The 26,867-nt window shown below is 37.3% G+C and carries 15 protein-coding genes and 1 pseudogene; 7 read left to right on the top strand and 9 right to left on the bottom strand.

Annotation, left to right across the window (positions count from 1 at the left end; translation table 11 throughout):
- Positions 1-34: 34 nt before the first annotated feature.
- The 5 genes from pstB to BGO84_RS15720 all read right to left on the bottom strand — a co-directional run bounded on the left by pstB (position 35) and on the right by BGO84_RS15720 (position 5,149).
- Entirely contained in the window at positions 35-781 is a 747-nt protein-coding gene (pstB, locus tag BGO84_RS15740; protein WP_135106560.1) for a phosphate ABC transporter ATP-binding protein PstB, read from the bottom strand.
- 13 nt (positions 782-794) lie between these two features.
- Entirely contained in the window at positions 795-1,649 is an 855-nt protein-coding gene (gene pstA, locus BGO84_RS15735; protein WP_283685624.1) for a phosphate ABC transporter permease PstA, read from the bottom strand.
- Positions 1,650-1,651: 2 nt separating this feature from the next.
- A complete protein-coding gene (gene pstC, locus BGO84_RS15730; protein WP_135106556.1) occupies positions 1,652-2,860 on the bottom strand; it encodes a phosphate ABC transporter permease subunit PstC in 1,209 nt (402 codons plus the stop codon).
- 25 nt (positions 2,861-2,885) lie between these two features.
- Positions 2,886-3,701 carry a PstS family phosphate ABC transporter substrate-binding protein gene (locus BGO84_RS15725; protein WP_283685622.1) on the bottom strand — a complete coding sequence of 272 codons (816 nt, stop codon included), beginning with the start codon at positions 3,699-3,701 and terminating at the stop codon, positions 2,886-2,888.
- A gap of 413 nt (positions 3,702-4,114) precedes the next feature.
- The gene (locus BGO84_RS15720) at positions 4,115-5,149 is read right to left on the bottom strand and encodes a rhodanese-related sulfurtransferase (RefSeq protein WP_291030632.1); all 1,035 of its coding nucleotides are present in this window, start codon (positions 5,147-5,149) and stop codon (positions 4,115-4,117) included.
- A gap of 858 nt (positions 5,150-6,007) precedes the next feature.
- Here BGO84_RS15720 and BGO84_RS15715 point away from each other — a divergent pair.
- The 7 genes from BGO84_RS15715 (at position 6,008) to metQ (ending at position 18,138) form a co-directional block, all read left to right on the top strand.
- Positions 6,008-9,022 (top strand): TonB-dependent receptor, encoded by a 3,015-nt coding sequence (locus BGO84_RS15715; protein WP_291030630.1) that lies wholly within the window; start codon positions 6,008-6,010, stop codon positions 9,020-9,022.
- A 39-nt stretch (positions 9,023-9,061) separates the two neighbouring features.
- Entirely contained in the window at positions 9,062-10,414 is a 1,353-nt protein-coding gene (locus BGO84_RS15710; RefSeq protein WP_291030628.1) for a RagB/SusD family nutrient uptake outer membrane protein, read from the top strand.
- Between the two features lie 80 nt (positions 10,415-10,494).
- Positions 10,495-11,880: a pyridoxal-phosphate dependent enzyme gene (locus BGO84_RS15705; protein ID WP_291030626.1), complete on the top strand. Its 1,386-nt coding sequence runs from the start codon at positions 10,495-10,497 to the stop codon at positions 11,878-11,880.
- A gap of 140 nt (positions 11,881-12,020) precedes the next feature.
- On the top strand, positions 12,021-13,202 hold the full coding sequence (locus BGO84_RS15700) for a PLP-dependent aspartate aminotransferase family protein (RefSeq protein WP_291030624.1): 1,182 nt from the start codon (positions 12,021-12,023) through the stop codon (positions 13,200-13,202).
- Between the two features lie 420 nt (positions 13,203-13,622).
- The gene (locus BGO84_RS15695) at positions 13,623-14,543 is read left to right on the top strand and encodes a hypothetical protein (RefSeq protein ID WP_291030622.1); all 921 of its coding nucleotides are present in this window, start codon (positions 13,623-13,625) and stop codon (positions 14,541-14,543) included.
- 89 nt (positions 14,544-14,632) lie between these two features.
- Positions 14,633-17,203 carry a M14 family metallopeptidase gene (locus BGO84_RS15690; protein ID WP_291030620.1) on the top strand — a complete coding sequence of 857 codons (2,571 nt, stop codon included), beginning with the start codon at positions 14,633-14,635 and terminating at the stop codon, positions 17,201-17,203.
- Between the two features lie 131 nt (positions 17,204-17,334).
- Entirely contained in the window at positions 17,335-18,138 is an 804-nt protein-coding gene (gene metQ / locus BGO84_RS15685) for a methionine ABC transporter substrate-binding lipoprotein MetQ (RefSeq protein WP_291030618.1), read from the top strand.
- A gap of 302 nt (positions 18,139-18,440) precedes the next feature.
- On the opposite strand, the gene BGO84_RS15680 is transcribed toward metQ, so the two are convergent.
- From BGO84_RS15680 to BGO84_RS15665, 4 genes and pseudogenes are all read right to left on the bottom strand, one after another.
- Positions 18,441-20,306, bottom strand: coding sequence for a family 43 glycosylhydrolase (locus tag BGO84_RS15680; RefSeq protein ID WP_291030891.1), 1,866 nt, complete (start codon positions 20,304-20,306; stop codon positions 18,441-18,443).
- Positions 20,307-20,521: 215 nt separating this feature from the next.
- A complete protein-coding gene (locus tag BGO84_RS15675) occupies positions 20,522-22,132 on the bottom strand; it encodes a glycoside hydrolase (RefSeq protein ID WP_291030616.1) in 1,611 nt (536 codons plus the stop codon).
- Positions 22,133-22,210: 78 nt separating this feature from the next.
- On the bottom strand, positions 22,211-23,788 hold the full coding sequence (locus BGO84_RS15670) for a RagB/SusD family nutrient uptake outer membrane protein (protein WP_291030614.1): 1,578 nt from the start codon (positions 23,786-23,788) through the stop codon (positions 22,211-22,213).
- Positions 23,789-23,799: 11 nt separating this feature from the next.
- A pseudogene (locus tag BGO84_RS15665) lies at positions 23,800-26,844 on the bottom strand (TonB-dependent receptor).
- Positions 26,845-26,867: the final 23 nt, after the last annotated feature.

Raw genomic sequence — 26,867 nt, 5'->3', positions numbered from 1 at the left:
ATTTTAAGAAACTAATTTTAATTCAACCTCCTTCTTAACCGAATCTTCCGGTTATATAATTTTGAGTTTCTTGCTTTTGCGGGTTCAAGAACATCTTTTTTGTCTCGCTGAATTCAACCAATTCTCCTAACATGAAGAATCCGGTTTTATCACTTACCCGAGCCGCTTGTTGCATATTGTGAGTAACAATAACAATTGTATAGTCTTTCTTAAGATTGTGGATCAATTCCTCTATTTTTGAAGTAGAGATCGGGTCGAGAGCCGATGCCGGCTCATCCATCAACAAGATAGAGGGAGAAACGGCTAATGCCCTCGCAATACAAAGACGTTGCTGTTGTCCTCCCGATAATTCGAATGCCGATTTCTTTAGTTTATCTTTCACCTCATCCCATAAGGCTGCTGCCTTGAGAGACTCTTCAACTCGCTGCTCCAAATCTTTTTTACCAGCCATGTCATTCACGCGCAAGCCATAGGCTACGTTTTCAAATATCGATTTGGGAAAAGGATTAGGTTTCTGAAAAACCATCCCCACTCTTTTCCTCAATTCATCTACCTGAACTGTCTTATCGTATATATTTTCATTTTCAATTAAACACTCTCCGGTAAGTCTTGTTCCGTCGATAAGGTCATTCATCCTATTAAAAAGGCGTAGGAATGTAGACTTTCCGCATCCTGAAGGTCCGATGAAAGCCGTAATAGTATTGGCCTCCATTTTCATATTTATACCCTTCAATGCATGAAAGTCTCCGTAATAAAAATCTATATTTTTTGCTTCAATCATTTTCTTATTCTAATTAATTAGTCTTTACTTTTTTGCCGAAGTAACGTCTTAAAACAGTAGCTAAAATATTCATAAACAATACAATGACAATCAACACCAATGCCGTTCCGTAAGCAATAGGACGAGACGCTTCTATATCGGTACCACTAGTGGCAATTACATATAGATGATATGGCAATGCCATGACCTGATCATACATACTTTCGGGCAACTTAGGCAAGAAATAGGCTGCAACCGTAAATAGAATAGGAGCAGTTTCTCCTGACACACGCCCTATAGACAGAATTAAACCGGTAGTTATATTGGGAAGAGCAGCAGGCAAAACAACCCTACGAATAGTTTGTAATTTAGTTGCTCCCAATGCCAGGCTTCCGGTACGGTACGAATCGGGTACAGCTTTGAGTGCTTCTTCGGTAGTACGAATAATAAGAGGAAGAACAAGCAAGCCAAGTGTTAATGAGCCGGCAATAATAGAATCGCCAAAACCGAGCGTATTTACAAATAAAGCCATCCCGAAAAGTCCAAAAACAATGGAAGGAATACTCCCCAGATTATTGGTCATTACGCGTATGAATTTTACAATCCAGCTGTTTCCGGCATATTCATTTGTATAAATAGCAGACATTACTCCCAATGGAAAAGCAAATATCATACTGCCTATAATCAGATACATAGTTCCTACGATAGCCGGAAATATTCCACCCGAGGTCATACCTTCTGTTGGAGCTGAAGTTAAAAACTCCCAATTGATAACACCTATACCGTTGTAGATGATAAATCCTAATATCCAGAAAAGGATACCTACTACTGCTATACCCAGTATACGAAATATAATAAATGCAATGCGCTGACTTAATTTCTTATCCATAACTATAATCCTTTATTATATTGCTTTTTAGAAATTGCCTCAGCTGTAATGCTGATAATCATAGTTATCACAAACAGAATACATCCGAGCAAAAACAAAGCCTGATAATGAGCTCCTCCTGCCGGAGCTTCACCTAATTCAGCTGCTATAGTTGCAGGAATTGTCCGCACCGATTGGAACACAGAGTGTGGTATTATAGCTGCGTTCCCCGTAACCATCAACACTGCCATAGTTTCACCTATAGCCCTGCCTATACCTAATACAACTGCGGCTGATATACCCGATATCGAATAAGGAATAACTACTTTGTAAACAGTTTGCCAATGGGTAGCACCCAATGCCAGACTTGCTTCACGCATAGCCCGAGGCGTATTACGCATCGCATCTTCGGCAACAGTTATAATGGTGGGTAATGCCATAATAGCAAGGATAAGGCTACCTGTAAATGCAGTTTCGCCGACAGGTAAGTGAAAAGCCTTTTGCACAATCGGAACCAAAACCACTAAGCCGAAGAAACCATAGACCACAGAGGGAATTCCCGCTAATAGCTCAATTGTTGGTTTCATAAGCTTGCGTGTTCGTTCATTAGCCAGCTCTGATATATAGATAGCAACTCCGAGCCCTAAAGGAAGTGCAATCAGAATAGCAACTATACTCACAAGTAGAGTTCCCAATATCAAAGGTAATACCCCGAATAAAGGAGCAGGTGTTGCTGTGGGCATCCATTGCTTTCCTCCAAAAAAATCCTCAACATTAATATTCCCTGTTGTAATCACCTTCACTCCGGGCATATTTGTTGGAGCGTATTTTTCGGGTAAAAATGCTATGATATTCGGGTTCTGTGCAATCACTTCACCTAGCTTTTGTGGTAGTAGAGCATAATCTTCTCCAAATTCTTCTTCAGAATACATATTAAAAATATCATCTATTCTGAAAATCTTTATTTCTTCATCTGCTCCGCCAAGCTCTGCCCAATTCGTTATTTCTGAATCAAATATCTCTTTTATCTCAAGAACATTTAATTTGTTAACTGCATTCTTAGAGTTTACAACAAGTGTATAGCCATGTTCGACAGAAGGAGAATTAAACAATCCGAATCCTTCTTTGAATAAGAATATTACGATAAGGAGTATAGCGATGCTTGTTACAGCACCGCTAACTGTTAGTATGCTTTCAACTATCCGCTCTAATATTCGTTTTAGTTGTTTCATGTTATTCCTTTTGTTTCTGAAATCGTTATTTTACAGGGATAAATCCAACGTCCGATACAATTTTCTGTCCTTTAGCTGACAATACATAATCAACAAAAGGTTTTACTGTTTTCTCTGATTTTGCCTCGTAATAGAAGTATAAAGGACGTACAACAGGATAAGTCTTATTCTTGGCATTGGCTACTGATGGCTCTATAAATTTCTTTCCTCCATCATACGATACATGCACTGATTTTACCGATTTATTAAGATAAGCAAGCCCTACATAGCCGATAGCCCCCTTCGTTTGTCCTACCGACTGGATAATAGCTCCTGTTGCCGGCAAGCTCATTATTCCGTTTACATAGTTTTTATTTGCCAGCACGTGCTCTCTAAAAAACTCGTAAGTACCCGATGATGTTTCGCGTGAATAAGGAACTATTTTTAAGTCTGCTCCACCTACCTGTTTCCAATTGGTTATCTTTCCTGTAAAAATACCTTCCAGTTGTTCGCGAGTTAAGTTCGATACTTTATTAGAAGGATGTACTACTACCGCAAGTGCATCATAGGCGATAATTACCTCTTTCGCCTCTTTCCCTTTATCTTTTAGCTGTTGTCTCTCCGAGAATTTAATTTTTCTTGAGGCTTGTGCGATATCAGTAGTTCCTGCCAAAAGTGAAGATATACCAACTCCACTTCCTCCACCTGTTACTGTAACAGTTCTGGATGGATTTGCCTTCATAAAACTTTCTGCTTCTTTTTGTGATAAAGGCAATACTGTGTCCGAACCTTTAATCTTTTGAGCACTAACACCAATACTTAATGATAGTAATGCTATAGAAACCAAAATTGTTTTTTTCATAATCTTTTTATTTTTAGTGATATTTTATTCCCTTGTTTTTACAGCAACAAAATTATTACACTGTTGTTACAGCCTCTTTTCTATTTTGTTACGTTTACGTTAAGATTTGTTTAGGAAAAAGTCTATCACACACCAATCATTCGCCTGTAATATTGATATTTATGAAAAAACATTTGATGTAAGTACCTATATATCCAAGTATACATCCACGGAAAGTTTCTCTAAGATTTAAGATGGCTTTTAGAGTGGTGGGTAATAAGGAGGGGTTGACAATAAGATAATATTATTGTAAGAGCCTGTTTAGATTTTATTTAAACAGGCTCTTATATGTTTTATAAATAAAAAGGAGTACCCTTTGATCTGGTCTGAACAATAGTAGATACCGGACAAGTTACGAATAAAATGTGTTCTCTTTATTCGTTTTTTGAGAGAAGATGCTTAGCTTTCCCTTTTCTAAAAATCATCGCATCATTTTTAATGCCCTTGCGCAATATCTTTCTTTGCTCTTGAGGTAGTATAACGATATTTTTGCAAGCATCGGAACAGCAGCTATGCATCTTTTGGGCACATTTGGAGCATTGTATAAACAAAAGATGACAACCTTCGTTTGCACAATTAGTATGCGTATCGCAAGGCTCTCCACATTGATGGCAATGAGCTATAACATCATCGGTGATTCGTTCTCCAAGGCGATTGTCGAAAACAAAGTTTTTGCCTATAAATCTCGATTTCAGTCCTTCTGACTTTATTTGGCGGGTATATTCAATAATGCCTCCTTCTAGCTGATAGACGTTTTTGAAGCCTTGCTGCTTGAAATATGCACTCGCTTTTTCGCAACGGATACCACCGGTGCAGTACATCAGTAGTTTTTTAGACTCTTTGTAGTCCTTCAATTGCTCATTTATAATCGGAAGCGATTCTCTGAATGTAGTAACATCGGGAGTGATAGCCCCGTCAAAATGCCCTATCTCACTTTCGTAATGGTTACGCATATCAATGACAATGGTATCGGGATCGTCCATCATATTGTTAAAGTCTTGTGCTTTCAGATGAATGCCTATGTCTGTAACGTCAAAGGTGTTATCGTTAAGCCCATCGGCCACAATTTTATCTCTTACCTTTATTTTCAACTTGAGGAAAGATTTATTGTCATGCTCTACTGCTATGTTCAACCTGATGTCTTTCATAAAGGTATAAGTGTCCAAAAAATCTTTAAAGGCACTCATATTATGAGCGGGTAATGATAATTGGGCATTGATCCCTTCTTTGGCTACATATATACGTCCCAGCACATCGAGCTCGCTCCATCTGACAAAGAGTTCGTCTCTGAACTGTTGGGGATTGTTGATGTGGGCATAAGCGTAGAATGATAAAGTAAGCCTGTTAACACCGGCTTGGTCTATTAATTTTTCTCTTTCTTCGTTACTTAATGTATTATATAATTGCATTTTATATATTAATTAAAATAGTTGAACAGATTATAAGTTTCGATACGAGTACAAATATATAATATGATTTACTGATATAAGTGAAGATTTAATAGATATAATCAATGCGAGATAGGTGAATGTTTGCCTTAAGTGTGCAGATAGGTATCGTTGTTCGGCATAAAGTTTTGTTGTACCGTAAGCGAAATCCGTCTCTCGATCAGATAATCTACTGCTTCGGGTTACTTGTCAAAAATAATTTCATTGTACATCATAACTTATTGTTTAAATGAGTTAATGGCCCAACAATAAATACCTCATTTATGGTATTTATGATTAAAAGAAAGTCTTATATTTTTGCAATTGTTATATAAGTTAAACAAAAAATATGAAAATGATTATGGAAAAACTACTAGAGGTTTATTCACTGTCTCGGCGAATAAACCATTCATCAATCAATTACAAAAAGCTGAATTTACTCTTTCGCTTTTGTAACATCAACTACCTTCTATCTCCTAGCCTACTTAATACAGCCCCTTCCTTTTCAGCACGAATGTGTTGTTGTAGATAATACTTTCCCCTTACATTCTTTATTTTGACTTATTATAGTTCATTGGTAAACAAAAGTTAACTGATTGAATTTTGCTTCAAGAATTTTTATAATATTCTTGAGTTATACAAATAAGCAAGATGTGTTACAATCGTATATAAAAAAGAGAAGTTTTAATTATAAAAAATAAACACTTCCTCCTCCGACGGCAATTGGTATTGGAAGTGTTCAATCTAAAATAGAATATGACAAATATATTTATTTTTTGGAAAAAAAAGCATCAACCCTCATGTGTTAAAAAGCATATTTATGTATTTTTAGTATTATTGATGCTATCTACGTTTGGGCTTTATTCCCAAACCATTATAAGAGGGAACGTAATAGACGAGAAAACCAAAGAGCCTATTATCGGAGCTTCCGTCGCCTTAAAAGCAACGACAAATGGTACTCTTACTGATGCTCATGGCGGATTTTCGTTACAAGTCACAAAAGCTCTACCCGCTACTTTATCTATAAGCCTGGTAGGATATAAATCTCAAGATATTGATGTTTACGATGCAGAAGAGCCCATCATCTTATCATTAAAAGAAGACTTTAACTTTCTTGATGAAGTTGTTGTAACAGGTTATACATCCCAACAACGAAGATCAGTCAGTGGAGCTATAACTTCCATTAATCTTTCAGATGGAATAAAAGAAACTGCGGCTTCCGGATTTGACCAGCTATTACAAGGAAAAGCTCCCGGCGTACAGATCTCATCAAATACCGGAGTTCCCGGAGGTGGTGTTATCTTTCGGGTAAGAGGTAGTAACTCTATTAATGCAGGAGTAGACCCATTATACATTATTGATGGTGTATTCATTAGCAACAGCAATCTCATATCTACCGGTATGGGAGGACAAACCCAGTCAAATCCATTATCGGATATTAATCCATCAGACATCGAGAACATTACTGTACTTAAAGACGCTAATGCGACCGCAATATACGGATCATTAGGAGCAAATGGAGTAGTTATAATAACAACTAAGAGAGGTAAACAAGATACAAAAGCGAAAATATCGGTATCCCTGTCTCATGGATGGGCAAATGCTATTAAAAAATTCCGATCTATAACAGGCCCTGAAACGGCTATACTTGCTAACGAAGCAGCCTACAATACAGGTATCGATAGAGGATTGTCTCCATCTGACATAAAGTTACCTTTTGCTGATCCCTCCGGTATGCCCACATACGATCGCAATAGTGATTTATTTAGAACGGCTGCTTTATCAAATTATGAAATCTCAGCACAGGGAGGTAATTCCAACAGTACCTACTATGTCGGCCTCGGATACACCAAGCAGGAATCTGTTGTTAAACCTTCCGATTTTGAACGCTATTCGGGACGACTCAACTATGACAATAATTTAACAAGCAAATTGAAAATAGGTACAAGCATTAACCTAAGTAAAGTATATCGTAATGTAAGTAGCAATGACAACAATCCAAAAGGAGTAATCAATTCTGCTATATTCGTTCGTTCATATTTACCTATTTACAATGAAGATGGTAGTTATGCCAGATATGGAAGTTTTGATAACCATCTGGCTCTAATAGAGCATCTTGATAATAATGCTACTACATGGCGAACTATCGGAAACTTGTTCTTGGAATATAACCTTCTCAAAGAACTTAAATTTCGTTCAAGCTGGAGCTTAGATAATACTGATCTGACTGAAAGCAATTATGCTGATACATTCATCAGTGCCGGGATAGCAACTAATGGTTCTGCTACCTCATACAAAGCTAAAAACATTGTTTATACAGCAGAACAACTACTCACCTATAATAAGGTCTTTAAAGATAAACATGCGCTTAATGTTTTACTTGGAAATACGGTCAATGCTGTACAAGAGGAGTACACCAGTGCATCGGGACAAGGTTTTGCAACCAATGATCTAAAAGATATTTCTGTAGCAGCAACTAAATCGGGTTCAGCATCCAAGTCTGAAAGTAGATTGCTATCATTCTTTGGAAAAGCTAGTTATACGTATAATAATAAATATACAATAGATGGAAGCATAAGGGCTGATGCCTCATCTAAGTTCGGGAAAAACAAGCGTTGGGGCTACTTTCCGTCTGTTGGACTTACATGGGATGCAAGTCAAGAGAGTTTTATAAAAAACATAAATTTCTTTGATGCGCTCAAATTTAGGGGCAGTTTTGGATATTCGGGAAATCAAAATGGAATAGGGTCATACGCTGCTTTAGGTTTATGGTCAGCAGGATCGAACTATTTAGAGACTGCCGGCACTGCCCCTTCTCAATTGGCAAATCCAGACCTGACATGGGAAACCACACGTCAGTTAGACCTCGGCTTTGATTTTGCAATCCTGAAAAATGCAATAAGCTTTAGTTTCGACTATTATAATAAATACACATACGATTTATTATTGAATGTTCCTGTTCCTTATCGTTCAGGGTTTACATCTTTTCTTCAAAACTATGGGGCTGTAAGAAACAGTGGAGTGGAATTAGGAATACAATCGACTAATATCAATAAAAAAGACTTCAAATGGACTACTGAATTTAATATATCATGGAACAAAAATAAAATAGAGAAATTAGCTTCTGATATTACCCTTGGAGCTTCGGGACGTAACGCATCCATATTACGCGAAGGCTATTCAGTAAACTCTTTTTATTTGTACAAACAGCTATATGTAGACCCTGAAACAGGAAATGCTGTTTATGAAGATGTTAATAAGGATGGTTTTATCACTTCAGCAGACAGACAAATTGTAGGTAATGCCTTACCTAACTATACCGGAGGCTTTACAAATGATATTACCTATAAAGATTTTTCACTGAATCTATTCTTTTATTTTCAGCAAGGGAATAAAATACTTAGTATGCACGATTTCTTCTTAGTACATGGTGGTACTCAAAACAATATAGGCTTTATTCCGAGACAGCTAGAAAGATGGCAAAAAGCGGGAGATATAACTGATATTCCCCGTCTGACCACATATAGTGGCGACCCTACTATCAACGGAGGTTCGGCAAATAACTATGGAGGGAATGTTGCAAATATGAGTAGCCGATATTTGAGTGACGGATCGTTTATCAGGCTCAAGAATCTGGCTCTAAGCTACAATCTGCCTAAATCTATTATAAGAAATTTGCAACTAAGCAGACTCAGAGCGACAGTCTCGGTTACCAATCTGTTTACCATTACAAAGTATAAAGGACTCGACCCGGAAGTAAATGCACAAAGTAGTAGCCAGAATACTTATGGATACGATTGGGCAACAGTGCCACAACCACGCACTATTCAGCTCACATTGAATGCTACATTCTAAAAAAAGAATTCATATTTAAGTTCCACAAAAACAAAAACAATGAAAAAGTTATATAAAAACTTAATTATCATAGCAGCTCTCTCAACACCCTTATTGTTCACTGCTTGTGAGGATTTTTTAGATTTGTCTCCCACAAATTCTATACCTTCTACGATTGCAATAACGAATAAGGGAACAGCAAATGCTGCTATTATTGGAGCGTATAATTCAGTTCAGAATTATTATTCTAATTATTACATAACATTAGGAACAATAACGGCAGACAATGTTTCCTACAATGGAACATTGAGCCAATACTTACAGCTCGATCAAAATTCGGTTTCTCCTGATAATGCCGGTACTGTTTATGTTTATCAAACTATTTATGCGGGCATCAACTCTGCAAATTCTATAATCGCAGCTATCGGGAATGTAAATGATCCGTTATTTACTGAAGCTGAAAAGAATAAGATTCTAGGCGAAGCGTACTTTATAAGAGCCCTTGGTTATTTCGACCTCGCTCGCGGATGGGGCGGAGTACAACTTCAATTGAACCCAACAACAGATTTGGGAGCATTATCAGGGATAAAAAGAAGTACTCTCGCTCAGACTTACGATCAGGTACTTGCCGATCTGACAAAAGCCGAAGAGTTACTTCCTGAAGACGATTCGGCAACACGCAACAGAGCTCAAAAAAATGCGGCTAGAGCTTTAAGAGCAAGACTCCATCTTTATAGAGAACAATGGGCTGATGCGGAAACATATGCTACATTGGTAATCAACAGTACCAAATATTCTCTGGTGAAACCTTTTAAAACCTTTTTTACTTCACCATTTCTGTCTCCGGAATCTGTATTTGAATTAACCTTTACATCAAACGACAAAAATAGTTACTGGAATCTTTGGTATCCAAGCACTGTAGGAGGGCAATATACCTTAAAGCCGTCGGATGCATTAGTTGCCAAACTGAACGATTCGGATGTAGGGGGAACAAGAAAAGAAATTATAAAAGGTAGCGGAAACTCAGTATACGGAGTATTGTATAATACCGTATCAACAAGTACCGACCCGGCTTATGTTATTCGCATTGCTGAGCTATACTTAATCCGGGCTGAGGCAAGAATAAAAAAAGCAACTCCGGATATATCAGGTGCTTTATCAGACTTAAATAAGGTTCGTGGCAGGGCAGATATACCCGATTTTGACAGCTCTGACAAGGATGTAATAATTCAAGCTATTGAAGATGAGAATAGTATAGAATTTGCTTTCGAACCTCATCGTTGGTTTGATCTGGTTAGAACAAAAAGGACAGGTTCAGTCCTCGGTCTGACAAATACCGACTATTGGTTGTTTCCATTCCCCGCTTCCGATATATTATCAGATCCTGATATTGAACAAAATCCGGGCTATTGATAAATATTTTGCCTTTGGCTGATATTACAAGTTTGTGATATCAGCCAAAGTTATTATATCAACAAGTAAATATTATAACGATGAAAGAGTATAATGTTACAAATAGTGTATTAGATATGGTGGGCAACACGCCCATGATAGAAATTACAAAAATAAATACAGGCAAATGTAGATTGTTTGTCAAGCTCGAAAACCAAAATCCGGGGGGCTCGATAAAAGATCGTATAGGATTATCGATGATAACCATTGCCGAACAAGAAGGAAAGTTGAAACCCGGAGATACAATAATAGAAGCAACAGCAGGCAATACGGGTTTGGGTTTAGCCCTCATTGCTAAGATGAAGAATTATAAATTGAAACTGGTGATTCCCGATAAAATGAGTCAGGAAAAAATCAATCACCTCAGAGCCTTAGGGGTCGAAGTAATAATCACACGTTCTGATGTAATAAAAGGACACCCCGAATACTATCAGGATTTAGCACAGCAAATAGCAAAAGACACAGGAGCTTATTACATTAACCAGTTCGAAAACCCGGCTAACCCCCTAGCCCACGAAACTACCACAGGTCCGGAGATATGGAAACAAATGAATAAAGATGTTGATGCTGTCGTTGTCGGAGTTGGATCTTCAGGTACATTGACAGGACTAACTCACTTTTTTAAGAAAGTTTCTGATAAAACAGAATTTGTATTAGCCGATCCCAATGGATCAATATTAGCCGATTATGTAAATAAAGGAATTATACGATCCGACTCAGGATCGTGGTTGGTAGAAGGTATAGGTGAAGACTTCATCCCATCAATAGCCGATTTCTCCCTTACTAAAAAGGCTTATTCCATATCAGACAAAGAGAGTTTTGATGCAGTATACGAACTTCTTAATAAAGAAGGTATTCTTGCCGGATCATCTTCAGGAACACTTCTTTCGGCTGCCATTAAATATTGTCAGGAACAAACAGAACCGAAACGCGTAGTGACTCTCGTTTGCGACAGTGGAAACAAGTATTTATCGAAGATGTACAATAATTACTGGCTGCAAGACAATGGACTAGAAAATAAAAAAGTACACAACGATCTTAGAGATTTTGCACAACGTAATATAGAAGATAAAGCCATAATATATGCGCAACCTTCTGATACATTACTGACTGTATATAAAAAAATGAAGCTTTATGATATATCTCAATTACCTATACTCAAAAATAATAAAGCAGTAGGGATTATAGATGACTCAGACTTATTAAAGGCATATATAGAGGGATATACAAACAAGACGCCGGTATCTCAGATAATGGCTAAAAATCTAGTCACTATAGCATATACTGCCAGTTACGAACAACTTCTTGATATACTCAACGAGGGTTATGTAGCTATATTGGAAGGTGATGCAGGACTCTTTGTGGGATTAGTCACGAAAATAGACATTCTTACTAAAATCAATAATAATCGCATTGTACAAGCATAATTAAAAGACAAATTTCATAAGAAATGTATCCATTTTAGATACAGGTAATGCTGAATTTCTAAAATCTCGCTTTAGCATTGTTCCTGAGCTGGATGCCGATCTTAAAGTTAATTTAATGAAAATAAAATAATTAAAACGATATGGGAAATAAATATAGTCAATATGGATTTGACACCAAAGCAATTCATGCAGGAGAAACACCTGATTTCAGAGATGGAGCAACCGGAGATGTTGTAGTCCCAATACATCTGTCTACCACTTTCGCCAGAGAGAAAGTTGAGGAACCCACTGCCGGATACGAATATACGCGGTCGTTGAATCCAACCAGGAAAGCTCTGGAAGAAAAACTAGCTGCTCTTGAAAATGCAAAATACGCATTTGCCTTCAGCTCCGGATTAGCTGCTGAAACAAGTGTAATATTAGCCTTATTAAAAGCAGGTGATCATATCATTGCCTCTGACGATCTGTATGGCGGAACGAAGCGGCTATTCAACAAAATATTTAATGAGTATAAGATCGAGGTATCCTATATTGATACTATAGACATCCTGAATTTAGAAAAAAGCGTACGTCCTAATACCCGTTTAGTGTGGCTGGAATCACCAACTAATCCTTTACTTAAATTATCGGATATAGCCGCAGTATCAACCATCACGAAAAAGGAAGGATTAATTTTGGTAGTAGACAATACTTTTCTCTCTCCATATTTTCAAAGACCACTTAGCCTAGGAGCTGATATTGTACTACATAGTTCTACGAAATATATTGGAGGTCACAGTGATGTTTTGGGTGGATCTGTTATGCTGTCTGATGATAATTTATATCAAAAAATACAGTACTATCAAAATGCAGTAGGCGCAGTTTTATCCCCATTCGATTCTTACCTCACCTTAAGAGGAATTAAAACATTAGGGCTGAGAATGCAAAAGCACGAAGAAAATGCTTTATTAATTGGAGCTTTTTTAGAAGAACATCCGAATGTTACGAAGGTTATTTATCCGGGTCTTAAGAGCCACCCTCAATACGATTTGGTAAGAAAACAAACGACAGGTTCTGGTGGAATTATCTCATTTGAACTAAAAGGAAATATAGATAATTCGAAACACTTTCTAGAATCTCTTCATCTATTTGCTCTGGCCGAAAGTCTTGGAGGTGTAGAATCTCTTATCGAACTGCCGGCATTAATGACTCATGCTTCTGTTTCGAAAGAAGAACGTGAAGCTATAGGTATAACAGATACCCTGATACGCTTGTCTGTAGGTATAGAAAATATAGAAGATCTTATTACTGATCTTAAAAATGCATTGGATACTTATCTCTAAATTCATATTGCGTAGGATAGTGCCATTTGTTTCTATCCTACGCAATTGATATAGATCGTTGTATGCAAAATACCATAATTGTGGTATTTTATAAAGCCATTCATATTTTTATTTTTGTATCAGATAGTTTTATAAATATATCTTATAGAATATTGAAAAAATGAAAATCATTCGAAACAGCATTGCTAAGTTGAAAAAGCCAAACCAACAAGCATCACAACACGAAAAAAGTGATGATTATGTTGCAGGAATTATCTCTGTTCCTGCTCGTTCTTTGCTATTACCTTCCTTCCTCTTTTTCTCAATGCGAATGCATTGCTGTTGATTCCAACTCTCCCACTCAATATTTTACTATTTATTTTCATTTGATATTGTGCCTCTAGCAATATTGGCTCATTTTATATATAAAATTTCAAAATTATGAAAGCTATAAAGCAAGTTCTTACAACAATAATATTATCCACTTTAGCATTATCGCTTAATGCCCAAAATACAATATCCATCAAAAGCCAAAAACTGGTTTCGCCATTAGTGAGTAAGTGGGTATCTGAATATAAGAATGTTAATTCAGGTCTAAAAATAGAAGATGCTCATAAAAATAATTCAAATCCAGATATAGAATTAATAATAACTGATCAACCCGATAGTTTACTATATGGCAAAGATGTTTTTTATGTAGTGAAATATGCATTACTGCCAATTGTCTCCAAAAATTATATCTATACAGAGAATCTCGAAAAAGAAAAGTATAACAAAAAAAAATTAAGAGAAATATTTTTCGAAAAAGACCTTTTGGATGAAGACGATAGTAAACCATCAAAACTGGCAGAACGATTTACAGTATATTCAGGCAATAAAAAAGAATCTGTAGCCAGTGTTTTTGCTGCACATTTTGGTTATCCGGCAAACACCTTAAGAGGGACAAAAATAGCAGGAGATGATATATTTCTACTAAACGCGATAAATAAAGATAATACAGGCGTGACATTCAATAGCCTATCTTATTTATATGATCTGTCTACCCGTCAACTAAAATCAGATATAAAGCTATTGCCACTAGATATAAAAAAGGAGTATCGAGAAGTATTGGAATCGTCAACAATAGACGATGTGTTAACCCTAGTTGAGAATGAAGATGTAGACTTGATTCCAATACAAAAAATAGGTTTTGTAATTAACAGCTCCGCAGCAACCAAACCCGAAGTTAAAGATTTTATAAAATGGGTTTTAACTGAAGGACAGCAATATAATCACGACTATGGATTTCTTCGTCTAAGCCGGGATATTCAATTAGCCCAAATCCGGCAAATAGAATCTAAGTATCTTACACTCAACAAATAGTAAAAAACAGCTAAAACAATCTCAGACAAATAACTCACCTCTTTCTCCGACGGCAAATTGGTATTGGAGGTTTTTAATCAAAATAGAATATGAAAAAACTTGCTATTATTATCCTGCTATTTATAGCTGGGCTATATTCCTTTGCTCAAAACGACTATTATTTCGGGAGGGATAATCAGTTCGATCCTAAAATACCTACCCCCGAACAGTTTTTTGGATTTCCCATTGGTTCGTCATTAGCCAGATATGACAAAGTTGTTGAATATTACAAGTTACTGGATAATTTATCCGATAGGGCGCAACTCGAAGTTATAGGGAAAACTTACGAAAACAGAGAGCAGGTTGTACTCATTGTCACAAGTCCTGACAATCAAAAGAATCTGGAATCTATACGTCAAAATCACTTAAAACTTATAGATCCTAAGAGTTCCTCTTCAAATAATGATCAAAAAGTCATAGTGCACTTAGGTTATAATGTCCATGGAGGAGAAATAGCCGGAACAGAAGCTGCAATACTTGCCGCATATTACTTTGTAGCTTCTACAAACAATGAAACAATCAAAAATCTGGAACAAGCAGTTGTTTTGATCGACCCGGCATTAAATCCTGATGGAAGAGACAGAGCTGCCTCATATTTTAATACATTCAAATCCTTTCCCCCTGTATCCGATCCGAATGATATAGAGCATGCCGGAGGATTTACACCACATAGAGGAAATCACTTTTGGACAGATCTTAATCGTGACTGGTTTCCACTGGTACACGTTGAAAGTAAAGCAAGAGTTGATTTTTATCACAAATGGTATCCTAATATATATGCCGACTATCACGAAATGGGAAGCAACAGTGCCTATTACTTCGAGCCGTCGCCACCACGCAGCACATGGAACCCAACAATCCCCGAAGAAACATACAATGTGTTAAATCCTATATTAGCGAAATACTATTCGGAATCTTTGGATAAAATAGGGTCTCTTTACTATACAAAAGAAGATTTTGACAATATTTCACCAATTTATGGATCTACTTATCCCGATTTTCAAGGAGGTGTTGGCACTACCCTCGAAGTAGGAAGCTCAGCCGGAATAGAGATAGAAACCGAAGTGGGGGTAAGAAAATTCTCCCGAAACATCAAAGACAATGTTGTTACCAGCATAGCAGCAATAAAAGCCGCAGTAGCAGAGAAAGACGTATTATTCAAACATCAAAAAGATTTCTTCTCCAGTGCACTTTCTTTAGCGAATAAAAGAGCCGACAAGTATATTGTATTCGGAGACAAAAATGATAACAATCTGACAAAATTATTTCTCGATCATTTACTTAGCCATAAAATAGATGTGTATGAACTCCCTGACAAGTTTTCTCAAAATGGAAAAGATTTTGAACCAGGGAATGCTTATGTTGTGCCATTTTCTCAACCTCAATATCGTATTTTAAATGCTGTATTCGAAGAAAACACAACATTTGTAGATAGTATATTTATGGACATTACGGCATGGAGCACTGTACATGGATATGGAATACCATTTGTGAAAGTAAAAGGAGCAGTAAGACAAGGACAAAAAGTAACAGATATCCCTCAGATAAAGAAAGGAGGAGTCAGTCAAAAATCTGACTATGCGTACATATTTAATTATACTGACTATTTCGCATCTAAGTCTCTGTACTATCTACTAGACAAAGGTGTTGTTGTAAAAGCCGCATACAAAGACTTCTCTGCTTCTGTAGCAGGAACAGAATATAAGTTTAACAAAGGAGCAATAGTCATCCCTGTTGAATATCAAAATATATCTTCCGACCAATTGTATAATATAGTAAAAGAGGCGGCCGAGCTCACAAATATAAAAATATTAGGAGTAGCAACTGGTTTCAGCACCACTGGTATAGACTTAGGTAGCAATAATATAAGAAGAGTAGAAAAACCTGTTGTAGCGACATTGGTCGGAAGCGGAATAAATTGGACAGATGTGGGTGAAACCTGGTTTTTGTTAGGCAACAGATTAAATATACCTTTAACCAAAATCAATGTAGCTTCAGCTGATTGGGCAGACCTCAATCGTTATACATCGATAATCTTATCAGATGGCAATTACAACTCGTTGTCTCCTAACTTTATCGGAAAGCTGCAACAATGGGTCGCTAACGGAGGAACACTTATCACATCAGAAGGTGCTTCTAAATGGGCTATTGATAATAAAATAGTAACAGGTTTCGTTCCTGATAGCGTTCCGCGAAGCAAAAACGAATATAAACGATTAGACTATATTTCACAACGAGAAAACGAAGGTCCTCAGAGAATTGGCGGCGCTATATTCAATGCAGATTTGGATATAACCAATCCTCTAGCCTTCGGAATAGTATCGAGAGAAACATACGCAATCAAAACCAGTAATTACAAATTACCAAGACCTAAAAGTAATTACGCTACAGTTCTACAATTGACAGATAAACCTCAAATAAGCGGATTTTTGACAAAGAAGAATCAACAGGAACTAAAAAATGCACCTTTAGTAGTCTTCGAAAACAAAGGTAAAGGAACTGTTGTTCTATTTGCGGAATCGCCTACTTTTAGAGGGTATTGGTTAAGTAGCGGACGAATATTGACTAACGCTATCTTTTTTGGAAGCAATCTTTCTTCTCCGGGACGATACAGACCTTAAGTTTTTTAAATTATAGTTAGATTAGTTGCTTTTGTAAAGATAAAAAGTTGAGGCTATTAATTTATTATTGGGGACAACGATTATTAATGGCCTCTCCAATTATTTACTAATTAATATAACAGAAAATCAATATGAAAATTATAAACGGATTTATTATTGTATCTGCGCTTACAATGCTACTCACTTCTTGCGGAGGTAAAAAGAACAACGACCCTAACTATATTAAAGTCGGTGTAGCCTCGGGACCTGAATATGTTATAGCTGAAGCGGCAAAAAAAGTAGCAAAAGAGAAATACAGACTCGATGTAGAACTAGTTCAATTTAATGATTACATAATACCAAACACAGCATTAGATCAGGGTGATATTGATGCTAATGTTTTTCAGACGAAGCCGTTCTTAGACGAACAGATAACACGTCGCGGATATAAATTTGCTATTGTTGGAAATACATTTATATATCCTATGGCAGCATATTCAAGGAAAATTAAGAGCTTGGATGAATTAAAAGACGGAAGTACAGTAGTTATCCCCAATGATGCAGCTAACAATAGCAGAGCTTTGTTGCTATTACAAAAAGTAGGGTTGCTAAAACTTAAAGAAGGAGTAACAGCTCCAAGACTAGTTGATATAGTAGAGAATCCTAAAAATCTGGAGATACTGGAACTCGAAGCCCCTCAATTACCTAGAGTGTTAGATGATGCAAAAGTAGCTTTGTCTATTATCAACAATAACTTTGCAGGGCAAGCTGGACTACTACTCAAAGATGGTGTGTTTGCCGAAGATAAAGACTCTCCTTATGTCAATCTTATTGTTACAAGAGAAGAAAAGAAAGAAGAGGAGAAAGTAAAAAAATTCGTTCAGGCATATCAGTCAGACGAAGTAGATAAAGTAGCTACCGAAGTATTTAAAGGTGGTGCTGTAAAAGGTTGGTAACCAAACGACCGGAAAACGAACAGGAGCAAATCTAAAGAAAGAACTCATTCTCAAATTGTAATCATATAGTATCAACCTCATTAGCCTTTTATCAGTAGAGATGGGCTAAATATAACGAAATCCCTGAATGCTATTTTCCTCAGAATGTATTTCTAAACATTAAAGGTTTTCGCGGAGTATTTTTCCCTCGAGACGGATATGGAAACATATCTATTTTGGATCTAATCAGACAAATGATAATAAAGAAAAAATCCAGTGAAAATTCACTGGATTTTCTTATTTATATTAATCTGGACTATAATCTATAACGAGGGTATCACTCTCCTTATACTTCCATCTTTTTCAAATTCAAGTCGATCCATACACACTTCACGTGAAGTTCCCGGGTAAACTTTCTCAATACCATCAGGACGAGATATACGGTGATAAACAATATACCACTCATCTTTGCCGGGAATCTGTAAAACAGAGTTATGCCCTGTTCCAAAAATTGCTTTGGAATCATCTTTCATTATCACTATATTATCCGAAGGAATTGTCAATTGACCTAACGGTGATTTCGCTGTAGCATAGCGTACTTTATAGTTGGCACTACCGGTATCATCCTCTGACCACAAAAAATAATACAAACCCTTGCGATAGAATACATAAACAGCCTCTCTAAAAGTATTATCAGGAGTCATTACCTTAATAGTTTTCTTTTTTAGAGAGATCATATCAGCATTTAGCTCTGCTCCGGCCATATAGCCATTACCCCAATAGATATAGTTCTTTCCGGTCTTTGGGTCACAAAACACATCCGGATCAATCTCTTGTCCTCCATCTACACCTTTAGGCTTGAAATCAATAAGCGGACTTCCCGAATCTAAAAACGGACCTGAAGGATCATCGGCTACTGCAATTCCAATTTTCTTAGAACCTCCATCTTTACCTCCACTAAAGTAATAATAATACTTATAGTCATTCCCAACTTTCTTTTCTATAATACAAGGAGCCCATGCATTTCCATTTGCCCACGAAACATTGTTTTTCAAGTTTAGAATAACACCCTCATCTTTCCAATCTTTCAGGTTATCAGAAGAAAAAGTTTTAAAGTAATAGCCACCCCATCCGTCAAATCCATCGCTGGTAGGATAAATATAATATTTCTGAGTCTTATTGGAATAAAGAACATCGGGATCGGCATAATAACCTGCTAATACTGGATTATTTGGTATCAGAGGATAGCTCTCGGGTTTTCCCCATTTATCAATAAGTGACTCTAATTCTTTTTTTGTAATAGGAATAACAGAACCATGACGAGGATGAAAATCCATTGATATTTCATGATCTATAACTTTAAAACTCTCCAAATCGGTACTCTCACAAAACTGATATTTCCCTTTCATATATACATCGTACATCAAAATATACGTATCGGTATTTATCATTCTGAACACACTAGATCCTTCAACTGCATCAGATGTTTGCTGCTTATACCCTTCATGTTCTGTCCATCTTCCAGACGTAAGAGAAGTCGTTGTTGCCAGCTTGATACCATTTCCATGTCCTTCTGTTTTATAAAACATATAGAAGACACCACCTTTCAAAACAATATCCGCATCTATACACGATTTACCATTGGATGGAAAAAACAATTGCTTTGGCTCACCTACCAAGTCAGAGAAATCATTATTTGCATATGCATAATATATAACATCCTCTCCTTCTCCATGTTTCATAGACCAGTATACCATATATTTACCGACCTCCGGATCATAAACTGTTTGTGGAGCCCATACTCTTTTCAGATCATCCTGACCGGAGTATTTTTTCTGAATATTAATTATACTTGATGTCCAATTTATTAAATCATCAGATTTCATCAAGATCATCGCCCTATTTGAATCCCATCCCTCAGACGAAGTCATATCGGTAACTACCATATAGAAGCTTTTACCATCTTCTGATCTCAACAAATGAGGATCACGGACACCTCCGGTCGAACTTATAATCTTGGAATCAACAACAGGCTTATTGTTATTCAAAGAAAAATAGTTATAACCGTCTGCACTGATTGCATAATGAATAGCTTCTTCCTCTACCTGATTCCCGGTAAAATAGGTAAACAGATAAGCTACATAGTCTTTTTCTTCAATACCCGTCCGATATTCCTGAGAAAAAATCATATGGGGTATAACAGACAAAAAAGTAACAAATAATATAAATCTCACAATTTTCATAATAAATCAATTATCAGCACATCTATCAGAAAAAAGTAACAAAAGTGACAGTTTTCACAGAGTTTATTCATGTCACTTTTGTTTCTTATTTCATGTTTATAATTCTATAAATAGATAAATTTTCCGGATTTTATTTATTCTATAAAAGCACACTATTTTTCTTATTTTAAATCATATACAACCGTCAATACAGAAGCCGGATTAACAAATATAGAGTTCCCTACATTCTGAACAACCGCCTCTGCCAAATCTTGAGTCTGACTTGTTGTATATGTTTTTATTGAATTCACCTCCGCACTACCAATATCAGCCCTCACATCATAGCGGGTTGAAGACAAATTGGTGTAAACAGCAACAAGTTTTTTACCATCGGGCGATAGATATGCGCTACCAAAGAGGTTTTTGGATGTGTTTTCCATTTTAAGTTCTACTCGTTTATAGTCAGGACGGACAAACAAACTATAATTACCTAAAACCCACAAAGTCTTAGTCGCTTCGTGTGTACCACTTTGTGTAATATCTCCGTAATCACCTCCTGCAGGAGTTACTTTTATCAGCAAGAATCTGTTTTTATGACTCCAACGCTCCAGATCAAGACTTGTCCAGTAAGACCATGATGAGACATTGGCATACACCAGATCGCAATGTATTACTTTCGACATATATAAGGCAATGTCCATGTACGAGGCATTGTCGAAGCCAACAAATTCATTCCCATAGCCATCGCCGAGCATACTCCATTCGGTTTGATAAACCTTCAATCCTGCTGCTGATGCCTTCGATGCCACTTGTGACCTTACATCTACCATTGTTTGCCAGCTTCCGTCTGTCCAATAGCTATGACCGGAAATAACTGGAGCCACATGAGGCAGATTTCCCACATAGTTAGACGAAGCATTATCAAACAAGTTATAGATAACATTTTTCCTTCCGGCATCGCCATCCGTTTCATATAAATAATTCCATGCACCGGATTCACCTAACAATATCTTAGTATTTAATCCTTTTGCCTCTATTGCCTTATCTATTTCTACGGTAAGCCTTTTTATTTCACTATTCTGCCAACCCGAACCTTCCTGTCCGCTTTCCCAGTTGTACTGAGGTTCGTTAACCGGGCTGATATAGGTAAAGTTTATTGCTTTATTCGATTTGAAGTAATCTAAAACAGTTGCTATATATTTAGCAAAATCATCGTAACTGTCATCCTTCAGATTTGAATAAGCTCCCATATCCGAATATCCCTTACCATTACGGGTTAGATATACAGGAGGAGTGTTACTAAACATGACGAACTGTTCACAACCATATTGCTTTGCCTTTTCCAGGAAGTACTGTTGCCCGGCTTGCTTTGTCCAGTCTAATGTACCATCAACAGGGCTCATAAATGATTCGGCTCGTCTGGCTGCATCTTCTATTCCGCTGGCAGCACCTTGCTGAGCTGTACCACCACCTAGATTAAAACGCCATCCCGATAAACCTATACCTTCGGGTTGTCCATCAGCAACCTTGGCTGAAAATAAAAGCTTAGCAATCGCTTCTTTCTCTTCGTCAGCCCAATAGGTACCAATATAGTTAGGTGCCCAGCAATCGGATGCCGAAAAACTTTCTATTGTCTGATATGTCTGACTGAGATTGATAACCACGTTCTCTGAGCCTTCCGGAGTTTCATTGCCGGAACCTTTATCAGGGGCTATTGTCGGATCAGGTCCATCATTACAGGAAAAAGCAGCCAAAAGCAGCCATGCGGATAATATACATCGTATTTTCTTCATAAGTATCATGTTTAATTAATATAGATAGTGTACCCACCTCTGAGTACACTATCCGAGCCTAAATACCTCTTATCCCAATTAAAAATTAGGATTTTGAGCGATGCTTCCACCCGAAAGAAGAACTTCAGTGTTAGGTATAGGGAATAACAAGTCTCTGTTTTCCTGAAATGTTATACCTTTATTACTGTTCTCTTTCTGGTTTGTTATTTCATATTCATCTGTCGATTCAATCATATTATACCTGACAAATGTCCCATTTTCACCCATAATATTGCATATCGCTTTCTTTCCGTTGTCATCTGTCCATCTGCGAATATCATATAAACGTTGAAATTCAAGTGCTAACTCAAGCCTTCTCTCCAACCTGATCGCATCACGCAGTGTTTTCCCGGATGCCGTTACTTCCGGCAGGCTTACCCTGTCTCTCACTCTCTTCAAAGCTTTACGAGCCTCGCTGTCATTTCCTTCTTCATTCGCAGCCTCTGCATACATAAGCAGTACATCCGCATAACGAAGTAAGCGATGATTCAAATTATTATGATCCGAATCATAAGGGCTGGGGCGCAAATCATGTGGTACATAAAATTTTCTGTTGATGCGAGCTGATTTGTGTTTATCCGGAGATATAACATAATCCTTACCCTCATCAGTATCGTCTCCGGGAACGTCGTCTCCATTTTTCACGATTGTCCAGCGAAGACGCTCTGTGTCACCTGCATCAATAAAAGCCTTCTCCAGATTGCTGGTAGGTAATCCCCACGACCATCCCGAATCGTCACGAGAGCCGGTAAATACAGGCAATCGCCCTCCAAGGCTATAGCTTATATCAGAACTGTATTGTACTTCGAATAAAGATTCTATACTATTGTTATTCGCAATAGACCATACATCTTTAAAATTGGTACACAAGTCGTACTCCTGAGTATTAATCAAGTCTCCCAGTATTTTAAATGCCTCTTTGTATTTTCCCTGATACAGATAAGCTTTTCCTAAATATCCCATTGCTGCACCTTGTGTAGCACGTCCCAAATCAGCGGAAGAATACTCGCTTTTAAGAGGCAAATCAGTAATTGCATCTTTCAGGTCTTGTTCTATGACAGCGTATGTACCCTCTACTGTTTCTCTCTGTATACCCTGAATTTCACTTGGTAACTTCATTCCGGTAATAACAGGAACTCCGCCGTAATTCTTAACCAGCTCAAAATAATTAAATGCGCGTAAAAACTTAGCCTCTGCTATAATTCTCTTCCGTAAATCCTCATTTGAAATAGGGGCTGTAGCTACTTTTTCAATAACAATATTACACCTCAATATTGACTTATAGCGATATTGCCAATAATTGCTTAAAGGCCCATCTTGCTTCGGGTTTCCATAATGAGCCATTCTTAGCCAGTCACTCTGAGACTGAGTTGTATTGCCCATCCATAAGTCATCTGTAGCCATATCAAAGCCTACATTTGGTGCTGCTATCTGCCACCAGCCATCCCAGAATATACCTTGGTAACATCCTGCCAGCTGCTTTAAACACTCCTCTTCACTTTGAAAATATGTATCGAGATTTTCCTGACCTAAAACAGGTTCATCCAAGAAGGAGGAGCAACTACTCGACAATAGCGCAAATGCTCCAAATATGAATATTTTGAATATATTTTTCATTTTATTTCTGATTAAAAGTTAATGTTAACACCTAGCAGGAATGTACGAGGATTAGGGTAACCTAGATTATCGATTCCGGCTTCCAACACACTGTAAGTACCATTCACATTTGCTCCCATTGACGCTCTTTCCGGATCCATACCCGAGTAGCTAGTAATTGTGAATAGATTCTGAGCCGAAGCAGAAATACGAACTCCGATACCTTTTGTCATCTTCCTTGGTAATGTATATCCCAACTGTAATAGTTTGCAGCGGAAATATTAACCATCCTCAACAAAGAAAGATGAAACACGACGATAGTTTAAGTTCTTGTCATTAACAGAAAGACGTGGATAAAAATTGCTTGTGCCTTCACCTCTCCAAGCTTTGTCGTATGCATCTGCAAAAACGTTTTGCCCATCGGTTCCTGCATACAGACCTCCCATTGCGCTATTGTATATATCATTCCCGATTGTTCCATAGAAGTTAGACACTAAATCGAAATCTTTATACCCCAAACGGATATTTAATCCGATCATAACATCCGGAAAAGCTTTACCAATATAGGTTTTATCGCTTTCGTCCAATACTCCGTCATTATTTAAATCTTTGAAACGAATGTCTCCCGGTTGTGCATTGGGCTGAAGAAGTGTTCCATTATTACTTGTATGGCTATTTATTTCTGTCTGATTCTGGAATATTCCATCAGCAATATAGCCATAGAAACGGCTGATTTCGCCACCCTCTTCATTTCGGATAATATAGTCATTAAAAAAGCCTCCTCTAAGTACAGGTGTATTATCTACCAGGGTCTTAGCCTTATTCTTCACTCCTGAAAGATTGATTCCGGCTTCATAGGAAAAATCACTTATCTTATCTCTCCAGTTAATGGATAACTCCCAACCTTTAGCTTCCATACTACCTATGTTTGTCCACATCTCACCATTCCACATCGGATAACCCAAGATTAGAAGATTTTGTCTTTTCATAAGCATATCTTTTGACTTCTTAGAAAAGAGATCTGCAGTGATTTCAAGACGGCTATCTAAAAAGCTGGCATCAATCCCCAGATTATAATCCTCTACTGTTTCCCATTTCAGTTTATTATTTCCAACTGAACTGATTGCAGTTCCTACATAACGATCTCCGTTAGCTCCGAAAACATAATCTCCTGCTCCTATCAGATTCAGGTAAGCATTGGGATCAATACTTTGATTTCCGACACGTCCCCATCCGGCTCTCAACTTAAGATTAGAAACAACGCTCTGGTTCTTCATAAATGCTTCTTCTGAAATTCTCCAAGCAACTGACACCGCCGGAAATGTAGCATATTTACTTCCTGATGGGAATTTAGATGAACCATCTACACGAACAGATCCTGTTACATAATAGCGGTTATCATAATTATACATTACACGTCCAAGATAAGATAGCAGTGAACTGTAAATATTAGTTCCTTCTGCTTTCGGATTTATTGTTCCGGCATTCACATATTGCAGTTCGGAGATGTTGCTCGGGATACCTTCACGAGAACCTACCAGATTATATTCAGCGAATCGTTCCATTGTATAACCAGCCATGAAATTGAAGTTATGCTTCTCTTCAATAGTTTTCATATAATTAAGGGTATTTGTCCAGTTCCAGTCTACCCAGTTATATGATTTACGTTCAGCTTTAGACTCTGCATTCTGTTCGAGATTGTCGATAAAGAATTTTGGCGTAAATTCATCTGTCATTCTAAAACGCGCATTTACACTGAACTGAGTACGAAAAGTCAATCCTTTTATTGGCTCTACACTCACATATGGATTCATCATTAAACCGTACTCATTGCTATGCTTGTTCTGACGGGCAAGAGTAGCTACCGGATTCCATTCCTGATTGTTATAGGAACGCGCATAGTTATTTAACGAATTTGAAGTCCAATCTTCTTTAGCTCTATATACAGGTGTAGTGGGATCCATTTTCATTGCTGCTCCAAACAAATTTGGAGTATCATCCCAACTTTCGTAACGAGGGGCAAAATCAATCCCGGCTTTTACTTTTTCTGAAAATTTATATTCAGTATTGAAACGTCCTGTTATACGCTCCCAGTAACCGACATCATATTGTGAGTTCTGACGAAAATAACCAAGGCTACCACTATATGTAAATTTGTCTACACCTCCTTGAAAACTGATATTATAGTTTTGTGTATATGCAAAATCATTTATTGTCTGATCCCACCAATCTGTATTTCCCGAACCTTCGGGCGTATTCCACACAGGAACGCTACCATCATTGGTATATCTTTCTTTAAATACTTTTTCGTAAGTTGTAGCATTTGCCATTTTAGGCTTATTCAATGTCTGAAAGCCAAAAGATGCATTTGCCTGAAATCTGGTTTTACCTGCACTACCCTTTTTAGTAGTCACCATAATGACACCATTTGAACCTCTTGTACCGTAGATTGCTGATGCTGAAGCATCTTTCAACACTTCTATACTTTCTATATCATCCTGATTGAGAAAATTAATGTTAGTCCCAATCGGTACGCCATCTACAACATAAAGCGGACTAGAACCATTAATAGTAGTAACCCCACGTATAATAACCTGAGGTGAACTACCCGGACCACCTTCTCCCGTAATCTGTACTCCATTAGCCTTACCTTGGAGTGAGTATAGCGCATTTCCTGATGTTATACTTTTCAGATCATCACCTTTTACTGTAGTAATGGAACTTGTAAGGTCACTTTTCTTTACTACACCATAGCCAATGACTACAACATCATCCAGTATCTTTGTATCATCTGCCATAGATATATTCCTTACTCCTCCCTGACCGACTTTTATCTCTTGCGAGACAAAACCTATCATTGAGAAAACGACAGTACCGCCTTGCGAAACATTCGGCAAACTATAATTACCATCTAAATCGGTCAGAACACCATTCGACGAACCTTTCTCTACAACTGTAACTCCGATAAGCGGTTCATTATCAACTGCTGATGTAACCTTTCCTGTTACAGCCACCTTATTTTGAGCAAAAAGATAGAGAGGCAAGGTTAACAATAGGAATATTAGATATTTTTTCATGTTAGATATATGTTATATTATTA

The organism is Dysgonomonas sp. 37-18, assembly GCF_001899125.1.
Lineage (GTDB): Bacteria > Bacteroidota > Bacteroidia > Bacteroidales > Dysgonomonadaceae > Dysgonomonas.
The sequence above is the reverse complement of the archived record's forward strand: the minus strand, read 5'-3'. Positions and strand labels throughout refer to the sequence as shown.